This is a genomic window from Methylobacterium dankookense (genome assembly GCF_902141855.1).
Taxonomy (GTDB): domain Bacteria; phylum Pseudomonadota; class Alphaproteobacteria; order Rhizobiales; family Beijerinckiaceae; genus Methylobacterium; species Methylobacterium dankookense.
Genome location: NZ_CABFVH010000039.1, coordinates 1 through 25,814 on the forward strand (window position 1 = coordinate 1; position 25,814 = coordinate 25,814).

At 71.1% G+C, this 25,814-nt stretch carries 30 protein-coding genes and 1 pseudogene; 20 read left to right on the top strand and 11 right to left on the bottom strand.

The genetic code is table 11. The annotated features are described in order from the left end of the window. Positions 1 to 223: 223 nt before the first annotated feature. The 3 genes from MTDSW087_RS22200 to MTDSW087_RS22210 form a co-directional block, all read right to left on the bottom strand. Positions 224 to 511, bottom strand: coding sequence for a hypothetical protein (locus MTDSW087_RS22200; RefSeq protein WP_096485555.1), 288 nt, complete (start codon positions 509 to 511; stop codon positions 224 to 226). 43 nt (positions 512 to 554) lie between these two features. Then, positions 555 to 1,328, bottom strand: coding sequence for a metallophosphoesterase (locus MTDSW087_RS22205; RefSeq protein WP_144767061.1), 774 nt, complete (start codon positions 1,326 to 1,328; stop codon positions 555 to 557). Positions 1,329 to 1,919: 591 nt separating this feature from the next. Beyond that, a complete protein-coding gene (locus MTDSW087_RS22210; RefSeq protein ID WP_144767062.1) occupies positions 1,920 to 2,993 on the bottom strand; it encodes a hypothetical protein in 1,074 nt (357 codons plus the stop codon). On the opposite strand from MTDSW087_RS22210, the gene MTDSW087_RS30955 reads away from it, so the two are divergent. Next, positions 2,992 to 3,441 carry a helix-turn-helix domain-containing protein gene (locus MTDSW087_RS30955; protein ID WP_238179004.1) on the top strand — a complete coding sequence of 150 codons (450 nt, stop codon included), beginning with the start codon at positions 2,992 to 2,994 and terminating at the stop codon, positions 3,439 to 3,441. The two genes, MTDSW087_RS22210 and MTDSW087_RS30955, sit on opposite strands and share 2 nt — an antisense overlap. Before the next feature lie 160 nt (positions 3,442 to 3,601). Here MTDSW087_RS30955 and MTDSW087_RS31455 read toward each other — a convergent pair whose 3' ends face one another. Beyond that, on the bottom strand, positions 3,602 to 3,904 hold the full coding sequence (locus MTDSW087_RS31455) for a copper-binding protein (RefSeq protein WP_373321958.1): 303 nt from the start codon (positions 3,902 to 3,904) through the stop codon (positions 3,602 to 3,604). A gap of 567 nt (positions 3,905 to 4,471) precedes the next feature. Here MTDSW087_RS31455 and MTDSW087_RS22225 point away from each other — a divergent pair. Genes MTDSW087_RS22225 through MTDSW087_RS22260 form a run of 8 tightly spaced genes read left to right on the top strand, consistent with a single transcriptional unit; the run spans position 4,472 to position 10,357 of the window. Further along, positions 4,472 to 4,924: a MerR family transcriptional regulator gene (locus tag MTDSW087_RS22225; protein ID WP_063112021.1), complete on the top strand. Its 453-nt coding sequence runs from the start codon at positions 4,472 to 4,474 to the stop codon at positions 4,922 to 4,924. Further along, positions 4,921 to 5,142 (top strand): heavy-metal-associated domain-containing protein, encoded by a 222-nt coding sequence (locus MTDSW087_RS22230; protein WP_144767064.1) that lies wholly within the window; start codon positions 4,921 to 4,923, stop codon positions 5,140 to 5,142. The genes MTDSW087_RS22225 and MTDSW087_RS22230 overlap by 4 nt, the downstream gene beginning before the upstream one ends. Positions 5,143 to 5,175: 33 nt before the next feature. Next, the gene (locus MTDSW087_RS22235) at positions 5,176 to 7,638 is read left to right on the top strand and encodes a heavy metal translocating P-type ATPase (protein WP_063112001.1); all 2,463 of its coding nucleotides are present in this window, start codon (positions 5,176 to 5,178) and stop codon (positions 7,636 to 7,638) included. After that, positions 7,635 to 7,979 carry a heavy-metal-associated domain-containing protein gene (locus tag MTDSW087_RS22240; protein ID WP_063112000.1) on the top strand — a complete coding sequence of 115 codons (345 nt, stop codon included), beginning with the start codon at positions 7,635 to 7,637 and terminating at the stop codon, positions 7,977 to 7,979. Before MTDSW087_RS22235 ends, MTDSW087_RS22240 begins: the two co-directional genes overlap by 4 nt. Beyond that, entirely contained in the window at positions 7,976 to 8,656 is a 681-nt protein-coding gene (locus MTDSW087_RS22245) for a cytochrome c biogenesis CcdA family protein (RefSeq protein ID WP_063111999.1), read from the top strand. The genes MTDSW087_RS22240 and MTDSW087_RS22245 overlap by 4 nt, the downstream gene beginning before the upstream one ends. A gap of 14 nt (positions 8,657 to 8,670) precedes the next feature. Further along, positions 8,671 to 8,910 (top strand): heavy-metal-associated domain-containing protein, encoded by a 240-nt coding sequence (locus MTDSW087_RS22250; RefSeq protein ID WP_043075204.1) that lies wholly within the window; start codon positions 8,671 to 8,673, stop codon positions 8,908 to 8,910. After that, the gene (locus MTDSW087_RS22255; protein ID WP_144767065.1) at positions 8,907 to 10,118 is read left to right on the top strand and encodes an MFS transporter; all 1,212 of its coding nucleotides are present in this window, start codon (positions 8,907 to 8,909) and stop codon (positions 10,116 to 10,118) included. The genes MTDSW087_RS22250 and MTDSW087_RS22255 overlap by 4 nt, the downstream gene beginning before the upstream one ends. Then, positions 10,115 to 10,357 (top strand): hypothetical protein, encoded by a 243-nt coding sequence (locus MTDSW087_RS22260; RefSeq protein WP_144767066.1) that lies wholly within the window; start codon positions 10,115 to 10,117, stop codon positions 10,355 to 10,357. The genes MTDSW087_RS22255 and MTDSW087_RS22260 overlap by 4 nt, the downstream gene beginning before the upstream one ends. Positions 10,358 to 10,846: 489 nt before the next feature. Here MTDSW087_RS22260 and MTDSW087_RS30960 read toward each other — a convergent pair whose 3' ends face one another. Both MTDSW087_RS30960 and MTDSW087_RS22270 read right to left on the bottom strand, forming a co-directional pair. Beyond that, on the bottom strand, positions 10,847 to 11,074 hold the full coding sequence (locus MTDSW087_RS30960; RefSeq protein WP_144767067.1) for a GDCCVxC domain-containing (seleno)protein: 228 nt from the start codon (positions 11,072 to 11,074) through the stop codon (positions 10,847 to 10,849). Between the two features lie 2 nt (positions 11,075 to 11,076). Continuing rightward, positions 11,077 to 11,496 (bottom strand): mercuric transporter MerT family protein, encoded by a 420-nt coding sequence (locus tag MTDSW087_RS22270; RefSeq protein WP_186383960.1) that lies wholly within the window; start codon positions 11,494 to 11,496, stop codon positions 11,077 to 11,079. Positions 11,497 to 11,562: 66 nt separating this feature from the next. Here MTDSW087_RS22270 and MTDSW087_RS22275 point away from each other — a divergent pair, with 66 nt between their 5' ends. Continuing rightward, a complete protein-coding gene (locus tag MTDSW087_RS22275; protein WP_063111996.1) occupies positions 11,563 to 11,976 on the top strand; it encodes a MerR family transcriptional regulator in 414 nt (137 codons plus the stop codon). A 37-nt stretch (positions 11,977 to 12,013) separates the two neighbouring features. On the opposite strand, the pseudogene MTDSW087_RS22280 reads toward MTDSW087_RS22275, so the two are convergent. Both MTDSW087_RS22280 and MTDSW087_RS22285 read right to left on the bottom strand, forming a co-directional pair. Continuing rightward, positions 12,014 to 12,408 (bottom strand): annotated as a pseudogene (locus MTDSW087_RS22280) (DUF411 domain-containing protein); the annotation flags it as partial. Positions 12,409 to 12,426: 18 nt separating this feature from the next. After that, positions 12,427 to 14,559 (bottom strand): heavy metal translocating P-type ATPase, encoded by a 2,133-nt coding sequence (locus MTDSW087_RS22285; RefSeq protein ID WP_144767069.1) that lies wholly within the window; start codon positions 14,557 to 14,559, stop codon positions 12,427 to 12,429. Between the two features lie 65 nt (positions 14,560 to 14,624). Here MTDSW087_RS22285 and MTDSW087_RS22290 point away from each other — a divergent pair, with 65 nt between their 5' ends. The 4 genes from MTDSW087_RS22290 (at position 14,625) to MTDSW087_RS22305 (ending at position 17,479) form a co-directional block, all read left to right on the top strand. Continuing rightward, positions 14,625 to 15,047, top strand: a complete 423-nt coding sequence (locus MTDSW087_RS22290; protein WP_063111995.1) for a MerR family transcriptional regulator — start codon at positions 14,625 to 14,627, stop codon at positions 15,045 to 15,047. 31 nt (positions 15,048 to 15,078) lie between these two features. Beyond that, positions 15,079 to 15,804, top strand: coding sequence for a response regulator transcription factor (locus MTDSW087_RS22295; protein ID WP_063111994.1), 726 nt, complete (start codon positions 15,079 to 15,081; stop codon positions 15,802 to 15,804). After that, complete coding sequence (locus tag MTDSW087_RS22300; RefSeq protein ID WP_144767070.1) at positions 15,801 to 17,129, top strand: ATP-binding protein; 1,329 nt, start codon at positions 15,801 to 15,803, stop codon at positions 17,127 to 17,129. The genes MTDSW087_RS22295 and MTDSW087_RS22300 overlap by 4 nt, the downstream gene beginning before the upstream one ends. 95 nt (positions 17,130 to 17,224) lie before the next feature. Continuing rightward, entirely contained in the window at positions 17,225 to 17,479 is a 255-nt protein-coding gene (locus tag MTDSW087_RS22305; RefSeq protein WP_144767071.1) for a hypothetical protein, read from the top strand. Between the two features lie 127 nt (positions 17,480 to 17,606). On the opposite strand, the gene MTDSW087_RS22310 is transcribed toward MTDSW087_RS22305, so the two are convergent. Together MTDSW087_RS22310 and MTDSW087_RS22315 are read right to left on the bottom strand one after the other, a co-directional pair. After that, positions 17,607 to 17,843 (bottom strand): hypothetical protein, encoded by a 237-nt coding sequence (locus MTDSW087_RS22310; RefSeq protein ID WP_144767072.1) that lies wholly within the window; start codon positions 17,841 to 17,843, stop codon positions 17,607 to 17,609. A 161-nt stretch (positions 17,844 to 18,004) separates the two neighbouring features. Further along, positions 18,005 to 18,244: a hypothetical protein gene (locus MTDSW087_RS22315; RefSeq protein ID WP_144767073.1), complete on the bottom strand. Its 240-nt coding sequence runs from the start codon at positions 18,242 to 18,244 to the stop codon at positions 18,005 to 18,007. 305 nt (positions 18,245 to 18,549) lie between these two features. Between MTDSW087_RS22315 and MTDSW087_RS22320 the strand changes: the two genes are divergently transcribed. The 6 genes from MTDSW087_RS22320 to MTDSW087_RS30365 all read left to right on the top strand — a co-directional run bounded on the left by MTDSW087_RS22320 (position 18,550) and on the right by MTDSW087_RS30365 (position 25,368). Next, the gene (locus MTDSW087_RS22320; RefSeq protein WP_144767074.1) at positions 18,550 to 18,921 is read left to right on the top strand and encodes a hypothetical protein; all 372 of its coding nucleotides are present in this window, start codon (positions 18,550 to 18,552) and stop codon (positions 18,919 to 18,921) included. Between the two features lie 127 nt (positions 18,922 to 19,048). Further along, positions 19,049 to 20,416, top strand: a complete 1,368-nt coding sequence (locus MTDSW087_RS22325) for an efflux RND transporter periplasmic adaptor subunit (RefSeq protein WP_144767075.1) — start codon at positions 19,049 to 19,051, stop codon at positions 20,414 to 20,416. 11 nt (positions 20,417 to 20,427) lie between these two features. Beyond that, entirely contained in the window at positions 20,428 to 23,685 is a 3,258-nt protein-coding gene (locus tag MTDSW087_RS22330; RefSeq protein ID WP_144767076.1) for an efflux RND transporter permease subunit, read from the top strand. Between the two features lie 5 nt (positions 23,686 to 23,690). Next, the gene (locus tag MTDSW087_RS22335) at positions 23,691 to 24,224 is read left to right on the top strand and encodes a threonyl-trna synthetase (protein WP_144767077.1); all 534 of its coding nucleotides are present in this window, start codon (positions 23,691 to 23,693) and stop codon (positions 24,222 to 24,224) included. A gap of 43 nt (positions 24,225 to 24,267) precedes the next feature. Continuing rightward, the gene (locus MTDSW087_RS22340) at positions 24,268 to 25,185 is read left to right on the top strand and encodes a cation diffusion facilitator family transporter (protein ID WP_144767078.1); all 918 of its coding nucleotides are present in this window, start codon (positions 24,268 to 24,270) and stop codon (positions 25,183 to 25,185) included. Between the two features lie 12 nt (positions 25,186 to 25,197). Continuing rightward, complete coding sequence (locus tag MTDSW087_RS30365; protein WP_186383961.1) at positions 25,198 to 25,368, top strand: hypothetical protein; 171 nt, start codon at positions 25,198 to 25,200, stop codon at positions 25,366 to 25,368. A 62-nt stretch (positions 25,369 to 25,430) separates the two neighbouring features. Here the strand turns inward: MTDSW087_RS30365 and MTDSW087_RS22345 are convergent, their stop codons facing one another. After that, on the bottom strand, positions 25,431 to 25,796 hold the full coding sequence (locus MTDSW087_RS22345) for a hypothetical protein (RefSeq protein WP_144767079.1): 366 nt from the start codon (positions 25,794 to 25,796) through the stop codon (positions 25,431 to 25,433). Positions 25,797 to 25,814 lie beyond the last annotated feature (18 nt).

The following is a 25,814-nucleotide window of genomic DNA, read 5'->3' on the forward strand; positions in this document are numbered from 1 at the left end:
CGGCCGCACCAGAGGGCAGTCTGCGAGAACGAGGTTAGGGGGTCAGAATTGGACGCCGATCCCCCGCCTCAAGGGGTCAAAGTTGCACGCCGAAACACATCGGGATCTAGGCCCGCACGCAGGATGCGCGGCAGGTGGCGCAGGACGATCCTGCGCGCGAGGCTCGGGGGTACGACAGGACCGGTCAAAGGAAATTCGTCCTCCATCTTCGTGATCCGACGCGTCAGGCTTCGCCGCGCTGGCCGAGGCGCAGCCAGCCCTCCTCCGTCAGCGCCCATCCGAGGTTCGGGTCGAGCGCCCACATCCGGCCCGTCAGCACGGCACTCCCGTCGATCACGCCGACGATGGCGGGAAGCGGCTGCGAGGCGGGCACCCAGCCCTCGACGAGGGGGGCCCACGCGAGCTCCCTGCGGATCGGCGACGCCCCCGCGACGACCCGCTCCAGGCGGCCGAGCAGCGTGCGCAGGGCGGCGACCTGCTCGTGCAGGTCGGCCGGAAGGTAGGCGGTCATCCAAGTCCCCCGTTTGCCGCGACGCCCGATGCGGGAGGCGTCCTCACGCGCCGACCTCCACCACGAGATCCGCGCGGAAGGCCGGGTTCTCGGAGCCGTACCCGCGGGGGTTGCAGATCACCCGTGTGGCGGCGTGCACGTAGTCGAGGCTGGCGTGGACGTGACCGTGAACCCAGAGGGCGGGGCGCCGGTCCTCGATCATCGGCCCGAGATCGGAGACGAAGGCCGGGTTCAGCGGGTCGCCGGCGAAGGCCGGCGCGACGGAGGCCGGTGCCGGGCCGTGGTGCGTGACCACCACCTGGTGCAACCCGCCGGGGGTCTCCCGGAGGACGGCGTCCAGGAAGGCGCGCGAGGCCTCGTGCAGGCCGAGCGCCTCCTCCGGGCGGAAGGGCCGCCGCGCGTGGCCCCAGCGGATGCGCCGGTGGTCGTTGAGGCCACGGCCGGCGGCGTCCATCGCCGCCCGCCGCCGTTCAAGGCCATCGAGCGCATAGTCGGTCCAGAGGGTGGCCCCGCAGAACCGGACGCCGCCGAGCGTGACCGCCTCGTCCTCCAGCAGGTGAATGCCGGCGGCTTGCGCGGCGGCACGGCCCAGCGCGAGTTCCTCGCCGTGGATGCGGCGGTAAAACTCGTGGTTGCCGGCGACCATCACGACCGGCATGTGGCGTCCGAGCGCTTCGGCCGCCCAGTCCACCGCGGCGCCCAGCCCCTCGCAGACGTCGCCAGCGACGACCACCACGTCAGCTTCGGGGATACGGGCCGGGTTCCACGGTGGCCCTCCCACTCCTTGGTGAAGGTCCGACAGGATCCAGATGCGCATGGGTGCCGTCCTTGGGCGATTGGGATGCGGGGCAGGGGTTCTCGGTCGGCGCCGGGGCGAACCGGTCCCAGTCGGTCACGGCCGCGGCGCCGGCGGGACGCGCGGCACCCAGGCCGCCCACCGCGCGGCGAGTTCGACCAGGTGACGCTCGTCCGGACGTCGGCGCGCCAATCGCCTCAGCGCGCTTGCGAGGACGACCGGGGCGGTTCGATCACCGCACAAGGCACGCAGCAGCAGGGCGCTCGCGACGGTGTCGGCCGCTGGTCCGCTCACCCCTTCCAGGCGCAGGACCGTGAGCGCGATGCGCGTGGTCGCGACCGGATCGCCCCGGAGCGCAGCGTCCCAGCGTCGCCGGGCGCAAGGGGGTTCGACCGCGCGCAACACCATGAGGAGTGAGCGCGCCGTCGCGGGACCGAGGGACTGCGGCGGCACGACCCGCCACAGCCTGAGCATCGGGGGCGCGCGCCTCAGCGCGGCGTTGGCGGCGGGCGGGCACGCAGGAGCGGCCGGGCAGGCGTCGCGGCGCCCGGAAGCAGGTCGGGACATGTCAGGCTATCTCCATGGCGTCGGGATGGGCGGGAGGGCGCGCGCTCACTGGAGCCCCGCCGCCGGCGTCGCCTCTGCCGGTGTCCCCAGGCGATAGAGGCGCGACAGCGTCCGCGCCCAAGTTCTTCCGTCCGTGGCGAAGACGTCCGAGGTGAGGGTGGGGCGCCCGGAAGTGATGGTCGGGTGGCCGAAGGAGACGCCGGCAAGCACCCGCGTCCGGCCGCTCAGAAAACTCCAGGATTCCATGAGCGGCGCCCGCGCCATCTCCTCCGGAGCCGGTCCGCCTTGCTCCAGCGCCTCCAGCGCGTCGGCGAGGTCGCGCAGCCGGTCGCAGAGCCGCCGCTCGTCGGGGGTGATGGGCAGGTCGGGATCAAGGCCGAGCGCGCGGGCGAACCGCCCGCTGTCGAGGGAAGCGACGAAGGGATCCTGGGCGGCCACCTCGATGGCGGCGAGAAGGAGCATGCCCTGCCGCACCGTTCCGGCCAGCGGATGGCCCGCCGCGACGGCGTGCGCCTCGGACCGCGTCGGCGCAGGCAGGGCCACGGGCAGGAACCGGCACCCGTCGCCGGCCCCGGCGCGGCGGAGGAGGGGGCGCATCGCCTGTTCGAAACGGGTGGCGTCCGGACCTCCGCCGGCACGTCCGGCCCCGAGCAACCAGATCGGGGCAGGGGATCCGGGCTCCGGCCCCGCGCCCGAAGCCTGATCCGGCGCCGGCCGCCCCGCGGTTACCTGCTCCCCGCACTGACCAAGGGCGAAGGCTGCGAGGCGCTCCTCCATGGCGCCCGGGCCGACGACGACCACCGACAAGGCCGCCGCCTCGCGCAAGCTGCGCTCGGGGAGCCAGGAGAGCGGAAGGTCCAGGACGACGTCCCGCGCCGTGGCCCGTGCCTGCCTGATCAGCTCCTCCGGATCGTCGAAGGTCATGAGGTCGCCGGGTTCGGCCTCGACGACGCACAGGGCCTCTGGCATCGTCTCCGGGATCCGGGCAAGGCCCTGTCCCCGCTCGGTGATCCTCAGCAACGTGGCGGGCCGTGCGGCGGTCGCCAGGGCGTGGGCCGCCACGAGGGCGGCATGGGTCGCGGCCGAACGGCCATCGGCCCCGTAGAAGGCGTAGAGCATGGAGCAGTCCCATCCCGAGAGAGCGGAGCGGGCCACGGATGCCGGCGATGGAGTGGGACCACGCGCGGACGGGCGAGCTCAAACGAAGAGATGGAACTATACCACAGGTGTAATATTTTATCACGAGCAAAGCAAGCCGCCGCTCGACTTATCCTCAGCCAACGTCGAAGCGCTGGAGCCCGGCGCATCCCTGCCGGGTGTCGTGTGCCAAGCAGCCCGGGAGTTGCTCGGTCTGACGCAGCTTGAATTCTCGAAGCTCTCGGACGTCAGCAAGAAAACGATCAATGATTACGAGAACCAGAAAGTGGAGCCCCGGGGCCGTGTGGTACGGGCCTTGCGCGAAGCCCTGGAGAACCGTGGGGCGCGCTTCTACCGAAGCGGAGAAGCGATTGGCGTTCTGGTCAGCAGGACGCAGGCGAAGCACGACGGCGTCGGAGCCGGTCCCTGAGCGAGGCTGAACGGGATCGCCCCAGGGACGAACTTCAACCCTATACTTCGGCTACATCTAAGGCGGCCCGCGGAGCAAAGGTCCATTCACGGCAATCAAGATGGTTGCCGGTTCCATAGTCCGCGGTAACCATCTCAACATCCGGAGCACCGAGGCCCCCTTAATGTCGGATGCTGAGGCGGGCTGCGCCTCCTGGACCACGTCGATGCCCACGGTTCAAGCAATGCGCCGGCCGGCACCACACTCGGCCCCCAGAGGACAGGCGGGAGGCACTCCATCGTCCTGACGGGCGCAACTGAAGCATCCTCCGGCCCACGACCTTGACCTGCCCGGCGTTTTCAGCGGCGCGGACCTGAACCCGGTCGCCGGGCTTCAGCATCGAGAAGTGCAATGTCGGACGCATCGGGAGGCGCATGGACATCGCCTTCATCGGCGGCTTCCGCACAGGGCCGTGCTGGATCACGGCAGCTGCCGCGCATCATTGACTTTGCGGACGACGGCGGCAATCCAGGGTCGCTCCTCGTCGGAACGCCAGATTCTATATTGCGGATCGGCCCGCTTGAGACAGACGCGATGATGGGCCGGAACGTTGTCGGCCTAGGCTGCGTGGCTGGCAGATATTGTCAGCTGACTTGTTACGAACCCTGCAAGCAAAGCCAGCGTGGCGCCCATAAGAAATCTCATACCCATCCCCCGTACTGCGCGAACGATCCGGGCCGGAGGTTAGAAATTCCAACCTGAATGGCCTCGGCCCAAGTCAATCGCTTGAGCTGCACAGGCCAAGGTCGCGAGTGCCGCCGACACCGGTGCCTCGGCAAGGTGGGCGCTATCCAATGAAACTCGCAGCGCCGATCCCGATAGCACTTGATCAAGCCCCCCCAACGGGCCGATCCCAGCGGGCCTTCCCCTCAGCTTTGCTGTTTCATCTCGAAATCCCACCCTTAATCAGTGGGCGGCCTTATGCTCCCTTGACCCCGTACCATAGTACGGAGTGTAGGCTCGTGGAGTGTTGGTGATGCCGGGACGGCAGATGAGGAATTTGACCATCGGAAAAGCGGCGCAGGAGGCTGGTGTCGGCGTCGAGACCATCCGGTTCTACGAGCGCCAGGGTCTGATCGAGCAGCCGGCCAAGGGGGCAGGCTATCGGACCTACCCGCCCGAGGTGGTCGCTCGCATCCGCTTCATCCGGCAGGCCCAGAGGATCGGGTTTTCCCTCAGGGAGGCGCAGGAGCTGCTCGCCCTGCGGGCTAACCCGGAGGCCGACTGCGCCGATGTGCGTGCCCAAGCCCAGCACAAGATCGCAGAGGTGGACGAGAAGATCTCCGAGCTCCTGCGCGTCCGCGCTGCCTTGGAGGCCGTGGTCGCGTCGTGCCCGGGCCACGGCGGCCTGAGCGGCTGCACCATCCTGGAAGCTCTCGACGAGGCTCCGCGGGAGCCGAGTACCTGCCGATGCGACGAACCGAGGAAGAGGAACACGCCATGAGGACGGTCACCCTGAAGGTCGAAGGTTGGCGGTGCGCCGCCTGCTCCGCCTCGGTCGGCTCCCTGCTGGAGGCTCATCCCGGCGTCCGCGGCATCGACGTCTCCTTCGACGAGGGACGCGTCCGAGCCCTCTTCGACCCGGCGGCCACAAGCGAGGACCGCCTCGTCGAGCTGATCGAGAAGCGCGGCTTCCGCGTCGTGGCCCGCACCTCGGCCTGATCCACCCGACCGGACATTCCAGGAGGCAGACCGATGGCCACAGCGGCCCTCGAAACCGACCTTTCCCTATGGAGCGAGGAGCCTGCCAGCCGGCCCGACCGGGCGCGCATCCGTGCTCGGATCGGCGGCCTGCACTGCTCGCTCTGCACCGGGACCATCGAGAAGGCCCTGGGCAGCCAGCCCGGCGTCGACAAAGTGGCGGTCAGCCTGACCCACGAGCAGGCCCTCGTCGAGTACGACCCGAGGGTCGCGCGGCCGGCCGCGTTGCTGGGGATCCTGCGCGACATCGGCTACACCATCTCCGACCCGCGCAAGGTCCGGCCCTACGAGGAGGAGGAGCGCGATCTTGTGCGCGAGAGCCGCCGCTTCGTCGTGGCGGTCGCCCTGAGCGTCGCCTCGATTCCCATCATCGCGGACCCCACCCTCGGCTGGATCGGCTTCCTGCCCGCCCTGGTCTGCCTTAGCCTCGGCGCGATGGTCTTCCTTGTCCTGCGGAAGACCAGCCTCCTCGCTGCGGCCGCCAGCACCGTCGGTCTCGCCGCCGTGGCGCTCGGCCTGCTCTACCTGAACCTCCAGGGTTACCTTGCGGCCTTCGCCCCCTGGCTCGTCGCGGCGCTCGCGGTCGTGCTCGTCTTCGGGGTTGGGGGCCACATCCTGCACATGGCCATCCAGGCCCTCCGCCGCGGCATCCTGAACCAGCACGTGCTGCTGGAGATCGGCGCCTTCGCGGGCATGCTCGGCGGCGTCATCGGGCTGGTCCTCGAACGGCCGGACTACCCGACCGCGCCGTTCTTCGCCGTCTCGGTCATGGTCGCGACCTACCACATCTTCTCCGAGTGGCTGTCGCTTATCGTCAAGACGCGCAGCTCCCAGGCCGTGAAGCGGCTCCTCGACCTTCAGCCGGAGACCGCCCGCATGGTCCGGGACGGACAGGAGCGGGATGTGCCACTGGACGCCGTCGCGGCCGGCGACCTCGTCCGCATCCGCCCCGGGGAACGCGTGCCCGTCGACGGCACGGTCGCGGGCGGCCGCTCCGCCGTCGACCAGGCCCTCATCACCGGCGAGCCCATCCCGGTCGAGCGCGCGGAGGGCGACGCCGTCATCGGCGGCTCGATCAACGGCACCGGCACCCTGCTGGTGCGGGTGACCGCGGTGGGGGCCGGCAGCTTCCTGCAGAAGGTGGTGCGCGAGGTCGAGGACGCCCGCGCCCTCAAGCCCGGCCTGCTCCACCTCGTCGACCGCGTCCTGCAGGTCTACACCCCGACCGTGCTCGTGGTTGCCGCGCTGGCCTACGTCGGCTGGCTCGCCATGACCTCGTTGGCCGGCGGCGAACCCGACATCGAGCGGGCCGTGTTCGCGGGCCTGAGCGTCCTGGTCATGGGCTACCCGTGCGCCGTCGGCATCTCGGCGCCCCTCTCCATCGTGCGGGGGGCCGGCGAGGCCGCCGAGCACGGCATCCTGATGCGGACCGGCGAGGCCTTCCAGGGCTACCGCCTCGTCGACACGGTCGTCCTCGACAAGACCGGGACCCTCACCGAGGGCCGACCCACGGTCCGCGAGGTCGAGGCGTTCTCCGGGAGCGAGGCCGATCTCGTCGCCCTTGCCGCCGCGGCCGAGGCCACGTCCGAGCACCCGCTCGCGCAGGCGGTGGTCAAGGCCGCGTTCGCGCGCGGCGCCGTGCCCCCGGACGTGACCTCGTTCGAGGCCGTTCCGGGCAAGGGCGTCGTCGCCCGCACCGGGGCGGGCGAGGTCCTGGTCGGCAGCCCGGCGTTCCTAGCGGGCCGGGGCATCGACCTCTCGTCCGCAGCGGCTCGCATCCAGGACCTGGAGGGGGCCGGGCGCACCGTCATCGTGGTCGGTCGGGACCGTCGCCTGCTGGGCCTGCTCGCCCTCGACGACAGGCTACGGTCCGACGCGGCGCGGGCGGTCGCGGCCTTGCGGGCCGAGGGCCTGCGGACGGTCCTGCTCACCGGTGACAACGAGCCGGCCGCTTGCCGGATCGCCGCCGAGGCGGGCATCGACGAAGTCCACGCGGGGGTACTGCCCGACGGCAAGGCGGAGACCGTGCGGCGCCTCCAGGCGACTGCCAAGGTCGCCATGGTCGGCGACGGCATCAACGACGCGCCCGCCCTGATGCAGGCCGACGTCGGCATCGCCATGGGCGGGGGTACCGACATCGCCATCGAGGCCGCGGACATCATCATCCTGTCGAACCGCCTGGCCGCGCTGCCGCTCGCCCGCCGCATCAGCCGGCGCAGCTACGCCAAGATGCTCCAGAACGTCTGGCTGGCCTTCGCCTTCAACGGCCTTGGCATCCCGGTCGCCGCGACCGGCCTCGTCAATCCGATCTGGGCCATGGTCGCCATGGCGGTGAGCGTCACCGCGATCTTCCTCAATTCCCTTTGGGGCCAGCCCGGACTGTTCCTGGGCGCGATCACGAGCGTCGGCAGCCTGCCCGGCACGAACGGGCTCGCGACCGAAAGAGGTCGGCGATGAAGTTCCTGAATTCTTCGAGCGCGGCGGTCGCGCTGGCGGCCCTCCTCCTGGGACCGGGCAGGCCGGTTCGGGCCCAGGAGGATGCGCCGGCCATGTCACGCCGCGGCTCCGACCTGAGGGTCGCGACCATCCCGGTGGAAGGCATGGCCTGCCTCTCCTGCGCCGCCTCGATCAAGCGTGCGGTCCGGAAGGTGGACGGGGTGACCGACGCGGAGATCGATTTCGTCGGCCGCACGCTCCGCGTCACCTACGCCGCTGGCCGACCCCTCTTGCTCGGTCGCGTGCGGACGGCCATCGCGGGCCTCGGTTACACCCCCGGTCCTCCCATGGTGGCGCCGTGACGCTCGAACACCTCGTCCAGCCCTTGGCGACCGGCGCCGGCGGGCCGGCCGCCCTCTGGATCGGATTCCTCGCCGGGGTGCTGGCCAGCGCGGTCTGCCCCTGCACCCTGCCGGTCGGGCTGGGCCTGGCCAGCGTCGCCGGGGCCTCGGAGGCGGGGTCCCGCCGCGCCGGACTGCAGGTGGCCGGGGCCTTCTTTGCCGGAATCGTCCTGAGCCTCGCCGCCCTCGGCTCCGCGGCGGGACATCTCGGCGCGCTCGCGACGGAGGCGTTCGGCCGGAACTGGGCCCTGCTCATGGCCGTCGTTTCGCTCGCGGCGGCGCTGCTCGCATTTTGGTGGCCGCGCCTGCGCACCCGAGCGCTGACAGCCTGGCGCCGCCCCGGCCTCCTCGGCGCCTTCGCCTACGGCTTGGTGTTCAGCGTCGGCACCTCAGTCGCGCCGCTGCTGCTGCTGCTCACGGTGGCGGCTGCGGAGGGTCGGACCGGGCGCGGCGTCGTCCTCGCCCTCGCATTCGGCCTCGGTCGGGGCCTGCCCTTCCTCGCCGCCGGTGCGGCCGGGAGCGCGGTCACCCGCCTGGCCCGCCTCGGCGTCTGGGGGCGAGCCCTGCAGCTCCTCAGCGGCGCTGCGCTCCTACTGGTCAGCGCCTACTACGCACGGGTCTACGCGGACCTGCTCTGAACCCCGGAGACCTCATGAGCGACGAAACCGCCTCCCTGACGGAGGTCACCCTCTCCGTGCCGGGAATGCTGTGCGACAGGTGCGCCGAGACGGTCCGTGACCTGCTGATGGCCGTTCCGGGGATCCGGCAGGCGAGGTCCAGCGCGTGGCGCAAGTACGTCGCCGTTCGGTTCGAGCCGTCCCGCGTCGGACCCGCGGAGATCCGGGCGGCGCTCGCCAACGGCGGGTTCGACGGCGCCGAGGTGCAGGCATGATCCCCGGAGCGGCAGAGCCCGCGGAGGTCGACCGCGAGCGCCTGCTCCGCGTGCTCGCGGCGGCGGCATTCGTGATCTTCTTCCAGGCGTTCATGGTCGCGCCGGTCCTGCCGCAGTTGGCGCAGGGGTTCGGCGTCTCGCCCGAGCGCGTCGGGCTCATCGTTCCCGCCTACCTGATCCCGTACGGCGCGGCGACGTTGGTCTACGGTTTGCTGGCGGACCGCCTCGGCGTCTGGCGCGTCATGGCGGGTTCCCTGGGCACCTTCGCGGCGCTGACGGCCCTGACGGCCACGGCGAGCTCGGTCGGGCAACTCGCCATGTGGCGCTTCATGACCGGCCTGGGGGCGAGCGGGGTCGTTCCGCTCGGCCTGGTTCTCGTAGGCCGGCTCTTCCCCTACAAACGACGCGGGCGCCCCCTGGGATGGTTGTTTGGGGCAATGGCCGGCGGCATGGCCTTCGGGTCGACCTTCGGTGCCCTGCTCGAACCGGTCGTGGGATGGCGCGGCCTATTCCTCACCGTTGGCGTCGCCGGGGGCGCGCTCCTGCTCGTCCTCGCGCCGTCACAGGGGATCATCCCGGGCGCCACGGCGGCCGGGACACGGCTGCCCGACCTGTTCCGCGGCTATCGCGACCTCCTGCTCAACCCACGCGGATGCCGCACCTACGGCTTTGTCCTGCTCAACTCGATGTTCCATTCCGGCGTGTTCACCTGGCTCGGCCTGTACTTCGAGCAGCGATACGGGCTCGGTCCCGTCGGGGTCGGCCTTGCGCTCCTCGGCTACGGCATCCCGGGCTTCCTCCTGGGGCCCGTCATCGGCCGCATCGCGGACCGGCGAGGGCGCGGCCGCCTGCTCCCGGCCGGCCTGCTCCTGGGGGCCTTGTCGGCGGCGGCCCTGACCCTCAACGCGCCGCTTCTCCTGGCGGCGGTGGCGGTGACGGTCCTGTCGCTCGGCTACGACATGACCCAGCCGCTGCTCGCCGGCATCGTCACCGCGCTCGGGGGCCAACGTCCGGGCCAGGCCATGGGGCTCAACGTCTGCCTGCTGTTCACCGGGTTCGGGCTGGGAAGCCTGCTCTTCGGCGGCTTGCTCCGTTTCGGGGTCGGGACGACGCTCGCCCTGTTCGCGGCGGCGGAACTTGCGCTCGCCGCAGCGGCCGTACGTCTCTTCCGGTCCGAGACGCCGTCCGTCGAGGTAGGACGCCCATGAGCGCATCGACACCCGAATTCGAGGCGGAAGCCCTCGACACCCTCATCCTGGCCGCGTTCCAGCGAGCGCGGCGGGAGGGGGCAACGGCCACGGCCGAGCATCTCCTCCGCGCACTGGAGGCCCTCGTCGACGATGCCGGGAGTCTCGCGCGTACCTCGGCTTGCCTCGACGACGCCTATCTCAGCCTCGCCAGGGTCGCCCAAGGGAACACGTGCGCCCGCCATCGAAACTCGCTGTGAGGAGGCTGCTGCGCAATCTCACCTCGGCGGTAGCACGCGAACGCGCGCCGGCCCGTTGATTAGAACAGGACGACGTCGCCGGGGTCGGCCTCCATGTCTTCGACATCGATGCTCGACCGGCATGGCCGGGCCTCCTGACGTGCTGCTCCGAGGCCTCTCCGCTTGCACGTGCTGCTCGGTCATATCGCTACGCCCTCGGCCGTGCGGCAGGAGGCGAGGTCCAGCGGTAGTCCCGAGCCGCCCGCCATCGGGTTCACGCGCCACTCGGGAACAGTCTCCTTGCAGCTGGCCTCGCGTAGTGCGCGAGATATCTCTCACCGCAAAATAGGCTCGGGTCCTTTGTCACAGTGCTTCTGGGCAGTGCCCCGCCCGGTCCGACCCGATGGAATTGCATCGCAGCTGTAGCGATCCGGCCGGACGCGAAGCTCGGTTGGACGTGCAATAGTCGAGGTGTGCGCCCCGATAGCGGTGCGAAAGTCGCGAGATGCGTCAGGTGCCACCGCAGCAGCGTGCAGTTTGCCCACACCGCTCGGCCTCTTGGACCGGTGGGCAGGGTATGTCGCCGTAGGAGCAGAAGACACAGCAATCTCCGGCCTTGGGGCGAAGGAGCGTGCCGCAGCCGGTGCATTCATAGAAGAACTGGCAGGCGTCGGCCGGCATCGTTTCCTTGGCCTGCCGGGCGCACTGCGGGCAGGTGAGCGTCGAATTGAGCTGCATCGTCACCCTCGCATCGCCCTTAACAGTAGCGGCTCGATATGTGGCCCCCACACCAAGGCAAGGCCGACCAGCAGGGTACCGGATCCGAGCAGGACCACCGTCCGCCATCGGGAGGAAGGCTCCGTGCAGGGTCCATGCAGCGCGCACGCCGTCGCGCGGGATCGGACCAGCAGGCCCCAGGCGACAAGCAGCGCAAGGACCCCCCCGCCTAGCAGAAAGGGACGAAGGTTCGTCAGAAGGCTCAGGCCACCGAGCACCGTGCCTGTTGCACCGAGCCCGACCAGCGCGACCGGCAAGGCACAGCACGACGACGCCGCGAGCGCCCCCATCCCAAACAGGGTGCCCAAGCCGGCAAGCCAACCGGTGGAGACCGTGCTGCGATCCGGTTCTTCGGTGGGTTCGGTCACGGTGCGAACCGTCATGTGTGGTGCTCCTGACTGATGCATGGCACCCTGCATCCCGTAGCTACTACGGGTTCAAGCGGCAAAATGGTCACGGCATCGCGCGGTATCAGCATCGGGCAATTGGCCAAGGCGACGGGCGTCAACCTCGAAACCATCCGCTACTACGAGAGCATCCGGCTCATGCCGCCGCCTCCCAGAACCAGGGGCGGCCATCGCGCGTATGACCGCACCCATGTCCAGCGCCTGGCCTTCATCCGCCATGCCCGAGAGCTGGGCTTTGGCATCGAGGACGTTCGGGCACTGCTGAGGCTCGCGGAACCGGACCGCCGGTCCTGCGCCGAGGTCCGGGATATCGCAAGCGCACACCTAGCGGCGGTGCGAGCCAAGCTTACCCACTTGGTGGCGCTGGAACGTATCCTTGACGGAACCGTCGAGCGATGTTCGGGCGAACAGGTGCCGATCTGCCCGATCCTCGACATGCTAGGCCGGCCGTCCTGAAGCTTGCCACAGCTCCAGGCTCAAGCGTCGAGCGGGCTCAAGCCAGCTCGCCGCCGCGGTAGCGGACGAACCTGGGTCGTCCCTGAGGCCCGAACCGCAAGACCTCGTAGACATCCGATTCCATGCCCTCGACCTCCATGCCTGGCGAGCCGAGCGGCATGCCCGGGACGGCCAGCCCGCGCCTTGGGGCCTTTCCGCCAGGAGCCGCTTGATCGCCCCGGCGGAGACGTGCCCCTCGGCCACATACCCGCCGACGAGGACGGTGTGGAAGGAGGCAAGGTCCCGCGGCACGCCGAGGCCAGCCTTCAGCGGGTTCACCGATCCCTTGGTCACCGCCACCGCGAAGCCGGCCTCGCGCAGGTGGGCGACCCACTTCTCGCAGCAGCTGCAGCTCGGGTTTATGGTCACCGCGACCGTGGGCAGCTCGTTCGCCGGGGCGCTCCGTCCGGTTCAAACCCGCATCCGCAGAAGCCGCAGCGCGTTCGCCGTCACGAGGACCGTTGCCCCGGTATCGGCGAGGATGGCCGGCCACAGGCCGGTGATGCCAAGGACCGTCGTCGCCAGGAACACCGCCTTCAGGCCGAGCGCGATGGCGAGGTTCGCCCGGATGTTGGCAAGCGTCCGGCGCGAGAGCTCGATCATGCGGGCGACGTCGGCGACGCGCCCGTGAAGGACCGCCGCGTCGGCCGTCTCCAGCGCAACGTCGGCGCCCCCGCCCATCGCGATACCGACATCCGCGGCCGCGAGCGCCGGCGCGTCGTTGATGCCGTCGCCGACCTTCGCCACAACCGCACCGCCGGCCTGCAGCCCGCGTACGATCCGCTGCTTGTCCTCGGGCAGGAGTTCGGCAAAAGCCTCAATGCCGAGCGCGTCGGCCACGGCCCGCGCGGTGCGCGCGTTGTCGCCGGTGAGCATGACCGCCCCAACGCCCTCCGCCGCCAAGCGGTCGACGCCGGCCTTTGCGTCCGGCCGAGGCTCGTCCCGCATGGAGAGCAACCCAGCCACCACCCCATCCGCGAGGAGCACGGACACCGTCTTGCCTTCGCCCTGAAGCTCGGAGACCTGGGCCTCCTGCCCACCCGTGAGTGCCGTGCGGGCGGCCGCCTCCCGCGGCGAGCCCAGGAACAGGTCGAGTCCACCGACCTTGCCGGCGACGCCCTTGCCGCCCAACGCCGTCGCACCGAATGCGGGAGGCACCGGAGCCCCGACCTCGGCGGCCTTGGTCAGGACGGCCCGGGCGAGCGGGTGCGAGGACCCCGCCTCCAGCGCGCCGGCCAGCGAGAGCACGTCCCGTTCCGACCTGCCGATCCCGACCACGTCGGTGACGACCGGCTTGCCCCCGGTCAGGGTGCCCGTCTTGTCGAAAGCGACCTGGGTGACCTCGGCCAGCCGCTCCAACACGGCGCCGCCCTTGATCAGCAGTCCGCGGCGGGCGCCGGCCGAGAGCCCGGCCGCGATGGCCGCCGGCGTCGAGATGACCAATGCGCAGGGGCATCCGATCAGCAGGATGGCCAGTCCCTTGTAGACCCACTCGCCCCAGGAACCGCCCGCGAGGAGCGGCGGAACCACGGCGACGAGGGCGGCCACCGCGACCACGGCCGGCGTGTAGACTTTGGAGAACCGGTCGATCAGGCGCTCGGTCGGGGCCTTCGTGTCCTGCGCCTCCTCCACCAACCGCACGACGCGGGCGATGGTGTTGTCCCGCGCCGCGGCGGTCACCCGGACGCGCAGCGCCCCGTCGCCGTTGACCGTGCCGGCGAACACCGTGTCGCCCGATGCCTTCCGCTTCGGCACGCTCTCGCCGGTGACTGGCGCCTCGTCGACGGCGCTCTCGCCCTCGGCGACGGTCCCGTCCGCCGGGACCCGGTCGCCGGGGCGAACCAGCACCGTTGCGCCGGCCCGGAGGCTCGCCGCCGGGACCTGTACGGTCGCGCCGTCCCGCTCCAGCAGGGCCGTGTCAGGTACCAGGCCCGTGAGCCCACGGATGCTCGCACGGGCGCGCCCGGCGGCGACGCCCTCCAGCACCTCGCCGACCAGGAACAGGAAGACGACGGTGGCCGCCTCTTCGGTGGCCCCGATGACGGTCGCGCCGACGGCGGCAACCGTCATCAGCATCTCGATGGAGAACGGCGTCCCGTGCCGGGCTGCCGACAGGGCGCGCCGGGCGACCGGAACCAGCCCGACGGCCATGGCGGCGAGGAAGGCCCAGCGCTCGGTCGCCGGCGCGACCCGTCCGACCGCGTAAGCCAGCACCAACGCCGCGCCGCAGGCGAATACCAGCAGGGCCCTGGGCGCCCGCCACCAGGGCATGTCCGGGGCCCCTGCCTCCGGCGCGACGGCGTCGGGATCCTCGGCGCCGTAGCCGAGCCCCCGTACCGTCGCGGCGATGGACCCGGCGCTTGTCGCAGGGTCGTGCCGGACCGTGAGGGTCTCCGTCGCGACCGAGGCCTCGACCTGCTCGATGCCGGGCAGGCGTCGGACGGCCGTCTCGACCTTGGCCGCGCAGGAGGCGCAGTCCATGCCCGACACGCGCAGACGCGTGAGGGGGGACCCGGTCCGGTCCAGGGTCGTCGCTTCGCTCATGGCGAGTACCTTCCGCATCTCTCGGAGGGACCCTAATTCCTCCAGCGGCTAGAGGAGCAAGCTCGATGAAGCCCATCGCCATCGGGGAGCTGTCACGGCGGGCCGCCGTGAAGGTCCCCACCATCCGGTTCTACGAGGAGCGGGGTTTGCTGCCGACGCCTGAGCGCACCGAGGGGAACCGGCGCACCTACGGTGATGCCGACGTGCGTCGCCTGCGGTTCATCCGGCACGCGCGCGAGCTCGGGTTCGAGATCGAGGACATCCGAACCCTGCTCGACCTGGCGGGCCAGCCGGAACGACCGTGCGCGGAGGCGGATGCCATTGCGCGCAAACACCTCGCCGACATCGACGACCGGATCGCGCGCCTGACCGGCCTGAGGGACGAGGTGCGGGCGATGGTCGGTCAGTGCGCGGGCGGCCACGTCCGTGAATGCCGCATCATCGAGGTGCTCGCCGACCACGGCGAGTGCCTGCACGAGCGGCATTGAACGAGCGGCCAAGCGGCCAGGGGAAAGGACGATGGTGGACGCCGACGCACCCCATGTGCTCCTCGTCGAGGACGACGACGGCATGCGCGTGCTCGTCACCCGCATCCTGCGGGAGAGCGGCTATCGCGTGACGGGCTGCCGAAGCGGCGCCGAGATGTGGTCGCACCTGCCCGAGGGCGCGGTCGACCTCATCCTGCTCGACGTCATGCTGCCCGGCGCTTCGGGGATCGACCTGCTCAGGGCGTTGCGCGCGAAGGGCACCGTCCCCGTGATCATGCTGAGCGCCCGCAACGAGGAGGCCGACCGCGTCCTCGGGCTGGAACTCGGCGCCGACGACTACCTGGCCAAGCCGTTCGGCCGTCCCGAACTCCTCGCCCGGATACGGGCGGTGCTCCGCCGCGCCGCCATCGCGCCCCTGCCGGCCGCGGCGGTAAGGCCGGAAGCACTTGCGTTCGCCGGCTGGCGGCTCGACCTGCGCAGCCGTGCCCTGACCGACCCCGAGGGGGCCGCCGTCGACTTGTCGGGCGCCGAGCACGACCTCCTGCTGGTCTTCCTGGAGCATCCCGGGCGGGTGCTCGGCCGCGAGCAGATCCTGGAGATGAGCCGAGGGCGCCTCGCCGCGCCGTCCGACCGCAGCGTCGACACCCTTGTCAGCCGCCTGCGTCGCAAGCTCGAACCGCCCGAAGGTATGGTCCCCGTCATCAAGACCGTGCGCGGCTCGGGCTACATGCTGGCGGCCAAGGTCGAGCGGGCATGAGGGGGCTCGTCGGCCTTGCGCGGAGCCTGGAGGGGCGCACGGTCGCGGTCCTGCTCCTGGCCGTCCTCGCGGTCCACGGCGGTGCCCTCGCGCTCTACCGCCAGTCGGCCGCGGCCGCGGCCGACGAGGCCTTCGCGAGCGAGGTCGCGCGGCAACTCGTCCTGGCGCGCGAGGCGGTCCTGCGCCGGCCGGCAGACGCGCGGACCGCCGAGGCGCGCGCCTTGTCGTCCAGCCATTTCGAGATCGGTTGGGCGAGGGACGTGCCCGACGGCCGGGGCACGGACCCGGCCTTGCGAACCTTCCGTGACCAGGTCCTCGACCTCGAACCGGTCCTCGGGCAAGGCCTCGCCCTCAGCCAGGATGCTCCCGGCGAGCCGTTCCACCGGCAGGATCTCCGGGGGGCGCTGCCGCTGCCGGACGGAAGCTTCCTGACCTTCCGGTCGGCCCACTCGCCCGATTCGACCCACCGCATGCCCTGGGCCCTGCTGGCGACGGCCATGACCATCCTTGTCGGGGCGGCGGCCGTCGTCCTGATGCATCGGATCGCGGGTCCCCTGCGCGCGTTGACCCGCGCCACGATGCGGATCGGCCATGGCACGGTCGTTCGGATCCCCGAGATCGGTCCGGACGAGACGCGCGGGATCGGGCGGGCGCTCAACGCCATGCAGGAGCGCATCCACGCCCTCCTCGCCGAGCGGACCCAGGCGCTGGCCGCCGTCTCCCACGACCTGCGCACGCCCATCGCCCGCCTCCGCCTGCGCCTCGACCGCGTGGAGGACGGGGCGGAGCGACGTGCCATGGCCTCCGACCTCGACGACATGCAGGCGATGGTGGACGCCACGCTCGCCTACCTGCGCGGCGACGCCGACCCCGAGGCAAGGCAGGTCACGAACGTCGCGAGCGTGCTGATGGGTCTCGCCGACGCCGCGTCGGATGCCGGTCGCGAGGTCGAGTACGCGGGCCCCGGGCGCGCCCTCGCGACCGTTCGACCCGTGGCCCTCCGGCGCGTCTTGGAGAACCTCGTCGACAACGCGGTGCGGTACGGCGCGCGGGCCCGCATCGGCCTGGAGGCCGAGGAGACCACGCTGGTGCTGCGGGTCGACGACGACGGTCCCGGCATCCCGCCGGAGGACATCGCCCGCGCCTTCGAGCCCTTCACCCGGCTCGAAGGCTCGCGCAACCGCAACACCGGCGGGACCGGCCTCGGGCTGACCCTCGCCAGGCGCGCCGTCGTGACCGAGGGCGGCACCCTTACCCTCGCGAACCGCCCCGATGGCGGCCTCAGGGCCGAGATCCGCTTGCCTCGGGCCGGCTCCGCCGGCTGACACACTTCGTCACGTATGCGGCAATCGGGGGACAAACGACGCGGCTATCTCAACCTCCGAGCGGCCGACGCCGCAGGGAAACGGGAGATTGACCGATGAAGCGCATTGTGGTCGCCATCCTCGCCGCGGGAACGCTGGCCGGAACCGTCGCGCCGACCCTGGCCATCGACGGCCATGGCAATGCCGCGAGCCCCGAGCGGGCGGTGCCGAACACCGGCAACGTCTCGGGTGGCCCTGCCCATCGTGACGACCCGCGCGTCCGCGAGGCCCAGGAGATCCGGCCCGACGGCAAGCCGGTTCACCACGAGAACGATGGCCACGCGCACGGGCACAGCCACGGCAGGAAGTGACGCCTCGGCGGGAGCCGCCGGGGAAGCGGTATTCTGCCTTTGCTCCTTGCCTTCGCCCCCCTGCGCGCCGTGAAAGGCCCGCTCCGGCGCAAGCCGGGTCGGGCCACAGCGAACCGGTCCGACGGCGTCAGTCGTCGAAGTCGTGGTGATGATGGTGGTGCGGCCGTCCCTCGTAGAACCGCCGCTCCTCGTACCGCCGCGGGTGGTGGTGCCGAACGACGACGTCCTCATGGTCGCCGTGACGGTAAACCTCGACGTGGTCATGCGGCCGCCGGTAGCCGTAGCCGCCCTCGTAGTATTGGGCCGAGGCCGCGGCCGGCGCGAGGATCAGGGCCGCCGCGAGGCCCGCGAAGATCGTCCTCATGTGTCGCTCCGAAGGAAACTCCAGGTGGCCGCCACCCTGGGACACCCAGATTGAACGCGCTCTGAAATCGCCGTTCAGGAAGCGGTAACCTTCAAGGTACCGGAAAACGAGAAGGGCCGCGAACCGGGTTTGCCCGGTTCGCGGCCCTCCCGGCGCAGGGCTTAGTGGCGGTGCTCTTCGACCACGGTGTGCTCGTGGACGTCGTCGTGGTGGTCATGCACGACCGGACGGTCGTGGTGATGCTCCTCGACCACCCCGTGGGTGTGCTCGACGTCGCGATGATGATGGTCGCCATGGACCGAGACGCCGCCGGGGCCGACGTCCACGTGCTGGGCCATCGCGCTGGCGGGGGCGAGGGCCAGGGCGGCGGAAGCGGCGAGCGCGGCAATCGTGATCTTCATCCGAGGTCTCCTGGTTTCGAGGTTGGGCGGAGAATGCGCGGCCCAAAAGAACCGTTCCGGGATTTTTTCTGCTCCGTATCCGTGCTGGGTCCGGCAGCACCGGCGCGCGGACCAGCTTGGCCCGCCACCGCGCGGTGTGACCGACCTGGCCCTTGCGCCGTGGGATCTACTTCCCGGTCTTGGCCGTTTCAGTGTCGGAGCGGATGATGACCTCCCAGGACTTGGGGTAGTCTCGTTCAGACCATGTTCAACGGGCCGGAGCGATGGCTTGTGTCATCCGGAGGGAATCGCACATAAGGCGGGAGATGGGTTCCAGGCACGGGCATAGCCGCCGACGGGCGGCACGGGGATGGTGGGCGGTCGCCGCCCGCCTGCTCGCGCTCGTCCTCGCCCTGTCCCTGGTCGCGCCCGTCGCCGGCTACGCGGACGACCTCGCGTTCCACGAAAGCCACGGTCACGCGGCGGAGCTGACGGTGGTGGACGCCGCGCCGGCTCCCGGCACCGGCGACCCCGGCCTGGCCTGCCACATCCACTGCGGCTGCCACCAGGTCGCCCCGACGGCGGCGAGCGGCCCCGTCATGCCCTGCCTCGAAGCCGCACCGCCGGTCTACGCCCGGTTGAGCGAGATGGCCTCCTCCATCGCCCCCGACCGACTGCCCAGGCCCCCTCGCGCGTGAGGTGACGGCGCCGTCGCGGCGCATGTCCCAGCCCTGCGCCCGCCGCGGCGCCGGGTCCCTCACGTGAACAACGGGTCCGACCGCGAGCGCGCTCCGCGCCGAGCGGAAGCCCGTCCGAGCAGGTCCCATGCGTATCCTCCTCTCCGCGGTCCTCCTGGCCACCGGCATCGCCACCGCCGCCGCCGCCCCCGCCGTCACCGACTTCGTTCGGGGTACCCTCGCCGCCGCGGGCGTGCCCCCGACCCTGTTCGCGTTCGCCGCCGCGCCCGCAAAGGCCCCCGAGGGGGCGCACTCGGAGGGCGACGGCCACGGCCACGACAAGGCGCCGAACAAGGCCGAGCCTAGCAACGAGTCCGCCGGTCACGCCCATGGCGGACACGAGCACAAGGAGGGGGAGGAACACGCCGAGGAAGGCGTGATCAGGATGCGGCCGGAGCAGGTCGCGGGGCAGGACATCGAGGTCGCCAAGGTCGAGGGCGGGACGCTCGCCCGACACATCCTCGTGCCCGGCACCATCACGCCCGATACCGACCGGATCGCCCGGGTACCGGCGAAGGTCGTCGGCACGGTGGCCGAGATGCGCAAGCGCCTCGGAGACCTCGTGAAGAAGGACGAGGTCGTGGCCGTGCTCGACAGCCGCGAGGTCGCCGACGCCAAGAGCGAGTACCTCACCGCGGTGGTCCGGGCGGAGCTGGAGAAGACGAACTTCGACCGGCAGCAGGCGCTCTGGGACAAGCGGGTCTCGGCCGAGTCGGCCTACCTGAACGCCAAGGCCGTCTACACCGAGGCGGCCCTGCGGCAGGACCTCGCCCGCCAGAAGCTCTCGGCCCTCGGCCTCAACGCCGCCGAGGTCGCCAAACTCGCCAAGCAGGACGAGGCGACGCCGAACGCCTCCACCCTGCGCCAGTACGAGCTGCGCTCGCCGCTCGCCGGTCGCGTCGTCGAGCGCAAGGTCGACGTCGGCACCGCCGTCGGCAAGGAGGGCGACCCCTCCGACGTCTACACCGTCGCCGACCTCTCGACCGTGTGGATCGAGCTCTCGGTGCCGACCGTCGAGCTCGCGAGGGTGCGGGAAGGCGCCCGGGTCGTGGTCACCCCGAGCCAGGAGGGCGGCGACCGCCGGGCCGAAGGCAAGGTCGTCTTCGTCAGCCCGCTCCTGAACCAGGAGACCCGTTCGGCCCGTGTCATCGTCGCCCTGCCGAACCAGGACATGGCCTGGCGCCCCGGGACCTTCGTCACCGCCGAGGTCGAGATCGCGCAGGACAAGGTCGGGGTGCGCATCCCGAAATCGGCCCTGCAGACGGTCGAGGGCAAGCGCGCCGTCTTCGTGCGCACCGAGGCGGGCTTCGAGAAGCGCGAGGTCGAGCTCGGTCGCTCGGACGACGATTCCTACGAGGTCACCGCCGGCCTGAAGCCCGGCGAGGAGATCGCGGTCGCCAACTCCTTCCTCCTCAAGGCTGAGCTCGGCAAGGGCGAAGCCGATCACGACCACTGAGGGGAACGGACATGATCTCCCGCATCCTCGACTTCTCGGTCCACCAGCGCTGGTTGGTCCTGCTCCTGTCGCTCCTCGCGGCAGGGTTCGGCGGCTACGCCCTCACCAAGCTGCCCATCGACGCGGTGCCCGACATCACCAACAACCAGGTGCAGATCAACACGGTCGCGCCCTCTCTCTCGCCGGTCGACATCGAGAAGCAGGTCACCTACCCGGTCGAGACCGCGCTCGCCGGCATCAAGGGCCTGGAGTACACGCGCTCCCTCTCGCGCAACGGCTTCTCGCAGGTCACCGCCGTCTTCGCGGAAAAACTCGACATCTACTTCGCCCGCCAGCAGGTCGCCGAGCGCCTGTCCCAGGTGAAGGAGGACCTGCCGCCCGGAGCCGAGCCGCACATGGGCCCGATCTCGACCGGCCTCGGCGAGATCTACATGTGGTCGGTCCACTACGCGAAGCCAGGCGAGCGCAAGGTCTCGGAGGCGGGCAAGCCCGGCTGGCAGCCCGACGGCAGCTACCTGACGCCGGAGGGGCAGCGGCTCAAGACGGAGCTGGAGCAGACCGCCTACCTGCGCACGGTGCAGGACTGGATCATCCGGCCCCAGGTCAAGACGGTGCCGGGCGTGGCCGGCGTCGACGTCGTCGGCGGCTTCGAGAAGCAGTACCACGTCCAGCCGGACCCGACGAAGCTCACCGCCCTCGACCTCTCCTTCGGCGACGTCGCCCGCGCGCTCCAGGCCAACAACGCCAACCAGGGCGCCCGCTACCTGGAGGACAACGGCGAGGGTTACGTCGTGCGCGCCGCCGGCCGCCTGGAGAGCATGGAGGAGATCGAGAACGTCCTCGTCACCACCCGCGGCGGCGTCCCGGTCCGCATCAAGGACATCGCCGAGGTGCGCATCGGCCGCGACCTGCGCACCGGCTCCGGCAGCGAGGACGGGCAGGAGGTGGTCGTCGGCACCGCGCTGATGCTTATCGGCGAGAACAGCCGCACCGTCTCGGTCGCGGTCGACACGAAGATGGACCAGATCCGGCGCTCGCTGCCGCCCGGTGTCGAGGTGCAGACCGTCCTCAACCGGACGCTGCTCGTCGAGGCGACCGTCCGCACGGTGGCCAAGAACCTCTCCGAGGGCGCGGCCCTCGTCATCGTCATCCTGTTCCTGCTGCTGGGGAACATCCGGGCCGCCATCATCACGGCGCTCGTCATCCCGGTCGCCATGCTGATGACCATGACCGGGATGGTCGAGGCGAAGATCTCGGCCAACCTCATGAGCCTGGGCGCCCTCGACTTCGGCCTAATCGTCGACGGGGCGGTCATCATCACCGAGAACGCCCTACGCCACCTCGCCGAGAAGCAGCACGCGCTGGGACGAACGCTCGGCCTGGAGGAGCGCCTGCAGACGGTGCGGGCCTCGGCCGAGGAGATGATCAAGCCCTCCCTATACGGGCAGGCGATCATCATCCTCGTCTACGTGCCGCTCCTCACCTTCACGGGCGTCGAGGGCAAGATGTTCGAGCCCATGGCGCTGACCGTCATCATCGCCCTCGCCTCGGCCTTCGTCCTATCGCTGACCTTCGTGCCGGCGCTCATCGCCATCGTCATCACCGGCAAGGTGACCGAGAAGGACAACCTCATCATCCGCGCCCTCAAGGCCGTCTACCGGCCGGTGCTGGGCGCCGCGGTCCGGGCACCGTTCGCCTTCGTCGGCGCGGCCCTTCTGCTGCTCGCCGTGGCCGGCGTGCTGTTCACCCGGCTCGGCACCGAGTTCATCCCGCAGCTCGACGAGAAGAGCATCGCGCTCAACGCCACCCGCATCCCCTCGACCTCGCTGACCCAGTCGCAGGCGATGCAGCTCAACGTCGAGAAGGTCGTCTCGAAGTTCCCGCAGGTGGCCTACGTCTTCTCGAAGACCGGGACGGCAGAAGTCGCCACCGACCCGATGCCCCCGAACTCGTCCGACACCTTCGTCATCCTCAAGCCGCAGGAGGAATGGCCGGACCCGGGCCTGTCGAAAGCCGAACTCCAGGAGCAGATCGAGAAGGCGGTCGGCGAGCTCGCCGGCAACGTCTACGAGTTCTCGCAGCCCATCCAGCTGCGCTTCAACGAGCTCCTGGCCGGCACACGCGGCGACCTCGCCGTGAAGGTGTTCGGCGAGGAGTTCGAGCCGATGCTGAAGGCGGCCAACCAGGTCGCCGCCATCCTGCGCGGCGTCAGCGGTGCCGAGGACGTGAAGGTCGAGCAGACCGCGGGCCTGCCCTTCCTCGACATCCGGATCAACAAGACCGAGGCGGCGTGCCTGGGCTTGAGCACCGGGGCCATCCAGGAGGTCATCGGCGCGGCCATCGGCGGCAAGGAGGCGGGCGTCGTCTTCGAGGGCGACCGCCGCTTCCCCATCGTGGTGCGCCTCACCGACAAGGTTCGCGAGGACCGCGAGGCGCTGGAGAACATCCCGGTGCCGCTCCCGCCCGGCCCGAACGGGCGGGCGAGCTCGGTCCTCCTGAAGCAGGTGGCGAGCTTCTCGGTGACCGAGGGCCCGAACCAGATCAGCCGCGAGAACGGCAAGCGCCGCGTCGTCGTCACCGCGAACGTGCGCGGCCGCGACATCGGCTCGCTCGTCGCCGAGGCCCAGGCCAAGGTCGGGGCGCAGGTGCAGCTCCCGCCGGGCTACTACGTGACCTGGGGCGGGCAGTTCGAGAACCTCGCCTCGGCCAAGCGGCGGCTGATGGTCGTGGTGCCGGTCTGCTTCTTCATGATCTTCCTGCTGCTCTACTCGGCCCTGGGCAGCCCCCGCGACGCGCTCCTGGTGTTCAGCGCCGTGCCCCTGGCGCTGACCGGCGGCATCGCCGCGCTCTGGCTGCGGGGCATGCCGGTCTCGGTGCCGGCGGCGGTCGGCTTCATCGCGCTCTCGGGCGTGGCGGTCCTCAACGGCCTCGTGATGCTGACCTTCATCAAGCAGCTCATGGCCGAGGGACGCCCGAGGCGGGAGGCCATCCTGAAGGGCGCCATGACCCGGCTCCGGCCGGTCGCGATGACGGCGCTCGTGGCCTCGCTCGGCTTCGTGCCGATGGCGCTCGCGACCGAGACCGGCGCCGAGGTGCAGCGCCCGCTCGCCACCGTTGTCATCGGCGGCCTGATCAGCGCGACCCTCCTGACGCTCGTCGTCCTGCCGGCCCTGTACGCCCGCTTCGGCGGAAAGGACGCCGCGGCGCCGGAGGCCGCGCCGCCATCCGAGGCAGGGGCGCGCGAGACGCTCCGGCAGGCCGCCGAGTAGCGCCGATGCCGCGAAGTGTCCCGGCGTCGCTGCTCTGGCTCGGCCTCCTGTCCGCGACGTCGGCGCAGGAGGCTCCTTTCGGCCTCGCCTGGGGGCCGGTCGCCGAGGTGCCGCGCCCGCTCAAGGCCGACCGCGAGGCGAACCTGACCGCCCTGTTCTTTCCCCGCGGCTGGGGGCCGGCCCAGGGGCCCGGAACGGCCGAGGTGATCCTGGTCGTCTGCCGCGAGCAAGGTTTGCAGCAGGTGATCTGGGTGGGCCTGCCCCTGTCCGGGGAGGCGCTCGCGAAGGCGCGCCGGGCCATCCGGGACGAAGGGGTCCGGCGCTACGGCGAGCCTGAACCGGGCCCCGCGAACGATTCCGAGGCCTGGCCCGGCGGCCGGGCCCTCCTGGCGAGCCGCGAAGCCGCGGAAGGGAGGCGCCAGCTGGTGATGACCGCCTTCGGCCCCGGCTACGCCGCCTGCTCCGAGGCGCACCGCGCCGAGACCGGGCATCCGGCCGGCGGGCACGTCGCCGACCTGATCGGCACCGGCGGCCCCTGAGGCCGCCCGTCCGTCCGAACCTCACGCCACACGGGAAGCAACCATGGGACACGGACACTCGCACGGGGGCGGCATCCCCTCGGGCTCGGCGGCAGCCCGGAACAAGACCCGCCTGGCGGGGGCGCTCGCGCTGACGTTGGCCTACATGCTGGCTGAGGTGGTGGGCGGCCTGCTCACCGGCAGCCTCGCGCTGCTGGCCGACGCCGCGCACATGGTCACCGACGCCGGCGGCCTCGCCCTCTCGCTCCTCGCCATCCACTACGCGGCCAAGGCGCCGACGCCCGGCAAGAGCTTCGGCTACATGCGCTTCGAGATCCTGGCGGCGCTCGCCAACGCGGTCGTGCTGCTCGGCGTGACCGCCTACATCCTCTATGAGGCCTACCGCCGCTTCGTCGAGCCCAACGAGATCCTCGGCTGGCCGATGATGCTGGTCGCGCTCGTCGGCCTCGGGGTGAACCTCGCCAGCATGCGGATGCTCGCCGGCGGCTCGTCCGAGAGCCTGAACGTGAAGGGCGCCTACTTCGAGGTGTTCTCGGACATGCTGGGCTCGCTCGGCGTCATCGCGGCCGCCCTCGTCGTGATGGCGACCGGCTGGCGCTGGGTCGACCCGCTGGTCGGCGCCGGCATCGGCCTGTTCATCGTGCCACGCACCTGGCGCCTGCTCGGCGAGGCGCTCCATGTCCTGCTGGAAGGCACGCCCCCGGACGTCGACCTCGGAGGGTTGAAGGCCGAGATCGAGGCGATGCCGGGCGTGCGCCGGGCCTACGACCTGCATGCCTGGACGCTGACCTCGGGCTTCGACGCGATGAGCGGCCACGTGGTCGTGGACGACGTCGCCGCCGGCCCCGGCGTGATCCGGGCGATCCGCGCGCTACTGAAGGAACGGCACGGCATCGAGCACGTCACCGTCCAGGTCGAGGACGAGGCGCTGGCGGCCGAGGCCGCCCACCTTCCGGTCTGAAGGGGCGCAACCGTGGCAGGCAAGAAGCTGGCGCGCCAGACGGAGCAGTGGGGCAGCAATCCGCGCGGCAGGCGGCGGGCCCGACCCCATGTCAGGCGCGCGGCGGGCCGCGACCTCCTGAAGGCGGCGGTGCTGGTCCTCTCGGTGATCGGGCTGCTGGTGCTCCTGGGCCGGTTCGCCTGAGAGGGGCGGCGGGCCTGGGTCCGCCGCCCGGCAACGCCCGTCACCCGCCCGGCTCGCCAGCCCTACGGCTTCTCGAAACGCGCCTGGACGTTGTGCCCGTGCACCTTCGCGGAGAGCACGACCTTCGCCCCCGCCGGCAACGGGGCCTTGAGGTCGGCCACGAGCTTGTTCGGCGACGCCGGCTTCAAGGTCAGGGTCTCCGTCTTGCCCCCCGCCTGGACGAAGGCCTTGGCCGAGAGGCCGGCCGTGTCGGCCGGCTTGCCGTCCTCGCCGGTCACGAAGAACGTGACGCCCGTATCGGTCGCGACGAACTCGATGGGATGGCCGTCGGCGACCGTCGTCTGGCCGCCGTTCGGGCCCGCGGCGAGGCAGGGCGACGACAGGGCCAGGGCGATGGCGAGGACGGCGGGGCGGAGGGGGGAGCGCATGGCGGTATCCTTTCTCAG